Below are 5,286 nucleotides of genomic sequence, written 5' to 3' on the forward strand. Positions count from 1 at the left end.
TGCCGCCTTGCCCGCCCCCGGCCAGCCGCACAGCAAGACCCTCCATGCCTTCGTCGTGCCGGAGGAGGCCGGGGCGGAAGGGGACCTCTGGGCGGAGGCGACAGAAGCAGCCGCGGCGGCAGTTACGACGACGGCCGTGCCAGTGGAGCCGGCCGTGTTTGACGCGGCCACCGACCGCTTGGCCCGGTTCACCGCCGGCGCTGCCGCCGACGCACTGGCGAAGCTCGGCGCCTTCGATCTGCCGGCAGGCCCGGACGGGCTGCCGGATATCGACCAGGTCATGGACCGCTGCCGGATTGTGCCGGGCTATCGCCGCTGGCTCGCCCGCACCATGGCGCTGATCCGTCGCCACGGTCGCGACGCCGCGGCCGACGATCCACTCCGCGACTTCGCCGCGTTCGACCGGTTCGGCTTCGGCGCGGCCGACCTCAAGCTCCTGCAGCGGCTGACCGCCGAGCTGCCGGACATCCTGACCGGCCGGCGCCATGCCGGCGACATCTATCTCGATGCCGGCACGCCCGAGGTCTATGCCAAGCTGTTCCAGGTGCCCTACCAGGTACTGGGCCGCACGATCCGCAAGCTCGCCGAACGGCAGCCGCTGGCCATCCTGGAGGTGGGCGCCGGGCTCGGCACCACCCTGGCGGGCCTGCACGACCAGCTGCCGCTGGACCGCATCACCTATCATTTCACCGATGTCAGCCAGCACTTCATCCACATGGCGGAGCGCCGCCTGGGCGATCAGCCCTGGCTGCATCTGTCGCGCCTGGACCTGATGGCGCCGGTGGAGGCTGCCGCCGAGCAGTATGACGTGGTGATCGCCAGCAGCGTGGTGCATGCCGTGCCCGAAATCACCACCGCACTTGCCTCGATCCGCCAGCGGCTGCGCCCGGGGGGCGTGCTGGTGATGATCGAGGAGACCCGGTTCCTGCCCTGGTACGACCTGAGCATGGGGCTGCAGTCCGGCTTCGACTCCTTCACCGACGGGGACCTGCGCCAGGACCATCCGCTGCTGGGCCGCGACGCTTGGCGCAGCGTGCTGGCCAAAGCCGGCTTTGCCCGGGTCGACATCCCGTCCGTGCGCGGCAGCATCGGCGAGCGGCTGGGCCTGGACGTCCTCCTGGCCTCGACGCCGGCCGTGGTGACAGGTGCGGTGGAGGGCTCAGGCGGCCTCAGTGCGACGCTGCGCCGGTTCCTGGCCGAGCGCCTGCCCGACTACATGGTGCCCCGCTTCTTCCATCGCCTGCAGCACCTGCCGTTGTCCTCGAACGGCAAGGTCGACCGGGCGGCACTCGGCCGGACGGTCGCCGCCGAGGCGACCGCCATTGCTGTGCAGGAGCAGCCGGCCAGCCCGGCCGAGCGGCGCATCGCCGAACTGGTGGGCGAGGCGCTGGGCACCGCGGCGCCATCACCCACCCAGTCCTTCTTCGACCTCGGCGCCGATTCGCTGAAGCTCGTCATGGTCCAGCGCCGGCTGCGCGAAACCACCGGCCGCTCGCTCGACATGTCGGCCCTGTTCGCCGACCCGACCGTGCGCGGCATCGCCGCCGCCCTGGAGCTACCGGCCGAGGCAGGGCCGGCCGAGCCGCTGGTGATGTTCGGCGACTCTGCCGGCCGGCCGATCCTGTTCACCGTGCCGGGCGTGGTGGCGCTGCCCTATTATCTTCGGACCCTGGCCCAGCATCTCGGCCCCGACCTGGCCCTGGCCGGCCTGCAGCTGCCGGGCTTCTTCGGCGGCGAGGCGCCGCTCGACCGGATCGAGGCGCAGGCGGCCTATCTGGTCGCCGCGATGCGCGTCCGCCAGCCGCGCGGGCCATACCTGCTGCTGGGCCATTCCTATGGCGGTCACGTCGCCTACGAGGCCGCCCGCCAGCTCCGCTTCCAGGGCGAGGAGGTGGCGTTCCTGGGTATGCTCGACACGGTCGTCACCGAAAGCAGCCTCGACGACTTCCAGAACGACCAGGTGGCCCAAGGCTCCATCGTCCGCGCCCTCTACGCCCTTTATGGCGACCGGCTGCCGGAACCGCTGGACCAGCTCCGCAAGCTGCCGCCCGACGAGCAGATGGCCCGCACGATGCACGCCTTGGGCGAAAGCGGCCTGGTCGACCTGGGCGTGGCGTTGGACGGCCTGCTCACCGTGTTCAAGGCCAATTTCCGTGCCATGGTGGCCTACCAGCCCAGGGGCTATGATGGCCCGCTCACCCTGTTCCGGACCGAAGGCGGCTTCCCCGAGGAATACCGGAACTATGAGAGCGGCCGGGCGCTCGAGGATCCGGCGCTGGGCTGGACACCGTTCGTCCAGGGGAAGGTGACCGTCGAGCTGGTGCCGGGCGACCATCTGGGCATGCTCGACGCGGAGCGGCTGCCGCACCTGGCCGCCATGCTCAGGTCGCATGTCCTGGCACGACCCGGCGTAGAGGGATTGAAGGAGGCCGCCGAACCGGTCTGAGCAGCCGGTCTAGGTGGAACCGCCGGCCCGGGCTTTCCCCGGCCGTCGGATGGCGCGCAGCCTGCCGCTCGGGCCGCCGCCACAGAAGAACCGTTCGCCGCCATCGGACTCCAGCCCGGACACGCCCAGGCCCTGTGGCAGGACGAGGGACTCCAGTACCTCACCGCTTCCGGGGTCGACCCGCCTGAGCTCGCTCTCGTCACCTTCCCAGGTGCCATGCCAGAGCTCGTCCCCGGCCCAGGTGACGCCGGTGACGAAGCGGCTGGATTCGACGGTGCGCAGGATGGCGCCGGTCTTCGGGTCGAGCTGGTGGATCTTCCGGCTCCGGTACCCGCCCACCCAGAGCGTGCCCTCCGCCCAGGCGAGACCGGAGCAGTCGTCCCCACTTGGTGCCGGGATCGTGGCGACGATCTTGCCGGTGGCGGGGTCGATCCGGTGGATCTGGTCTCGGGCGAGCTGGAACAGGTGGCGGCCATCGAACGCGGTGCCGGCATCGCCGGCGATCCTGAGCGCGCGCACCACCTGGCCGCTCAGGGGATCCAGCGCGTTGAGCCGGTCGCCCGAGGCGAACCAGACATGGCGGCCATCGAAGGTGACCCCGTGCACGGCATCGACGCCGGCAAAGGGCCCGTATTCCTGCAGGATGTCGGCGGGTGCTCTGGTCATGCGCACGAGCCTAGCCGCCCGGCAGCGGAACCGGGAGCAACAAGGTCGTCGCGATTTCCGGTACGGGCGAAGCGGCCGTCCAGCGGCGGGCGCGTGCCTGGCCGAACGGGCAGACCCTGCCGCTCGCGGCCAGCGCATCGAGGGCCCGCTGCACACTGCGCTGGCTGGTCCCCAGCGCCAGTGCCAGGGCGGAGCTCGACCATGCCTCGCCGTCCGCGAGCAGGGCCAGCACCGCGCCGTGGCGCTCCTCCACGGGCCGGGCCAGCACCACGACCCTTTCTGCCTCGTAGGGCGTGAGCCGGAAGCCCCGCGCCGTGGCGCTGACCGAGGCCAGCGGCTCCAGCACTGCTCGCAGCCGCCCGACTTCCACCCGCAGCCGTGCGCGATGGGACTCGTCGACCTGCCTGGCGCCGAACGCGCGGACGAGGAGCACGTCCCTCGGCACGTCCGCGGGCCAGGCCTCGCCCAGGGCGCGCGCCAGCGCGAACAGCACCGGCCGGTTCGCCAGCGGGACCACGTGATGCGGATCGCGCACGGCGTGGCGGCAGCCATCGACGATCAGCGCGTCCGACGCCTGCAGGCTCTCGACCTCCTCCAGCAGGAGCATGCGGCCGCCGTCCGGGGCGACCAGGCGGGCTGCCGGCGTGTCCAGCACACGGGCGGCGCGCTCCACCTCTGCCGCCAATGCCGCGATGCCCGCCAGGCGCGCGCTGTGCCGGGCCCGTGCGATCGCCGCGCGGGCCGGGGCGATGCGGAGGCGGCGGATCGCGATGCCTGCCATCACCAGCTCGTGCGCGGTCTGCAGCGCTGGCGGCAGCAGGGCCGGATCCAGCCCGGCCAAGAGGCCTTCCGCCTCGTCGGGCCGGCCGAGCAGGAGGAGGTGCCTGGCCTCCAGATGGCGCGCATGCATGGCGTTCGCGCGGTCGCCATGCCGCTCCAGCGTCGCGCGGGCCGCGGCGAGTGCCTTGGCCGACCCATGGAGGTCACGCGAAGCGAGTGCGATCTCGGCCAGCGCCACGGTGCAGCGGGCACGGGCCACCGCCTCCCGTGGCCCGAAGCCGCGCACCGCGCTGCGCATGAGCGCCCTGGCCCGGTCGAGGTCGCCTAGCTGCGCCATGGCGATGCCGCGCAGCGCCAATGCCGGCGGGTCCTGGCGCAGCGCCACCCGGTTCAGTGCTCCCAGCGGATCACCCGCGGCCAGCGCGCGCGCCGCAGCCGTGATCAGCGAGTCCACTCGGAATCCCGCCACACTTGTCACTCTCGCCGTCCCGCTACCGGTAGCAACCTCTGCCGCGACGACCAACCGGCAAGGAGCAACGGATCATGACCGGACATGCGACCGGCACGCGGGAAGAATGGCTGGCAGCGCGGCTGGCGCTGCTGGAGGCGGAAAAGGAGCTGACGCGGCAGAGCGATGCGCTGGCGCGGCAGCGGCAGGCGCTGCCATGGGTGCGGGTCGACAAGACCTACCGGTTCGAGACTGCACGGGGCACGGCGACGCTGGCCGACCTGTTCGAGGGGCGCTCGCAGCTCCTCGTCTACCACTTCATGTTCGGGCTGGACTGGAAGGCGGGCTGCCCATCCTGCTCGGCCATCGCCGATGGCTTCAATGGTTTTGCCGTCCATCTGGCGAATCATGACGTGACGCTCTGCGCGGTGTCGCGGGCACCTCTCGCCCGGCTGCAGGCGTACCAGAAGCGGATGGGCTGGACCTTCCCATGGGCGTCCGCCCACGGCAGCGACTTCAACTTCGACTTCAACGTGGCGGTCACCGAGGAGCAGCAGCGCGCCGGGACGACCGAGTATAATTTCCGCCGCAGCACCCAGGACGCGGACCCGACGCCCACGGAGCCGCTCGTGCGCATCGCCGCCAGCTGCGGCACCGATCCGGCCAGCTTCACGCGCGACCTGCCGGGCATGAGCACGTTCGTGCTGGAGGATGGCGTCGTCTATCACGCCTATTCCACCTATGCGCGCGGGCTGGACGGCCTGTGGGGCATGTACCAGTGGCTCGACCGGGCGCCCAAGGGACGCAACGAGGCGGGCATCTGGTGGCGGCGGCATGACGAGTACGCGCAGGGCTGAGAACCCCACGCGACCGCGTCCCTCACCCCACCGTTTCCGGCGCGCGCTTCATCTCGCGGTAGCGGTAGCCTTCCTCTTGGCCCTGATCG

4 protein-coding genes are annotated in these 5,286 nt (G+C 71.5%); 2 read left to right on the top strand and 2 right to left on the bottom strand.

All coding sequences use genetic code 11. The features are described from left to right. The coding region (locus HLA95_RS26640) for a thioesterase domain-containing protein (protein WP_222185037.1) at positions 1 to 2,446 on the top strand (2,446 nt) is incomplete at its 5' end. 9 nt (positions 2,447 to 2,455) lie between these two features. Here the strand turns inward: HLA95_RS26640 and HLA95_RS26645 are convergent. Then, entirely contained in the window at positions 2,456 to 3,112 is a 657-nt protein-coding gene (locus HLA95_RS26645) for a Vgb family protein (RefSeq protein WP_191060944.1), read from the bottom strand. Between the two features lie 10 nt (positions 3,113 to 3,122). Beyond that, on the bottom strand, positions 3,123 to 4,346 hold the full coding sequence (locus HLA95_RS26650) for a helix-turn-helix domain-containing protein (protein WP_222185039.1): 1,224 nt from the start codon (positions 4,344 to 4,346) through the stop codon (positions 3,123 to 3,125). 89 nt (positions 4,347 to 4,435) lie between these two features. On the opposite strand from HLA95_RS26650, the gene HLA95_RS26655 reads away from it, so the two are divergent. Beyond that, positions 4,436 to 5,197: a DUF899 domain-containing protein gene (locus HLA95_RS26655; protein ID WP_191062532.1), complete on the top strand. Its 762-nt coding sequence runs from the start codon at positions 4,436 to 4,438 to the stop codon at positions 5,195 to 5,197. Positions 5,198 to 5,286: the final 89 nt, after the last annotated feature.

The organism is Geminicoccus harenae (assembly GCF_019800005.1).
GTDB classification, from domain to species: domain Bacteria; phylum Pseudomonadota; class Alphaproteobacteria; order Geminicoccales; family Geminicoccaceae; genus Geminicoccus; species Geminicoccus harenae.

Bases quoted from the DNA above. Each gene is read 5' to 3' on its own strand.
- HLA95_RS26645 (WP_191060944.1), bottom strand. From the start codon at position 3,112: ATGACCAGAGCACCCGCCGACATCCTGCAGGAATACGGGCCCTTTGCC.
- HLA95_RS26655 (WP_191062532.1), top strand. From the start codon at position 4,436: ATGACCGGACATGCGACCGGCACGCGGGAAGAATGGCTGGCAGCGCGG.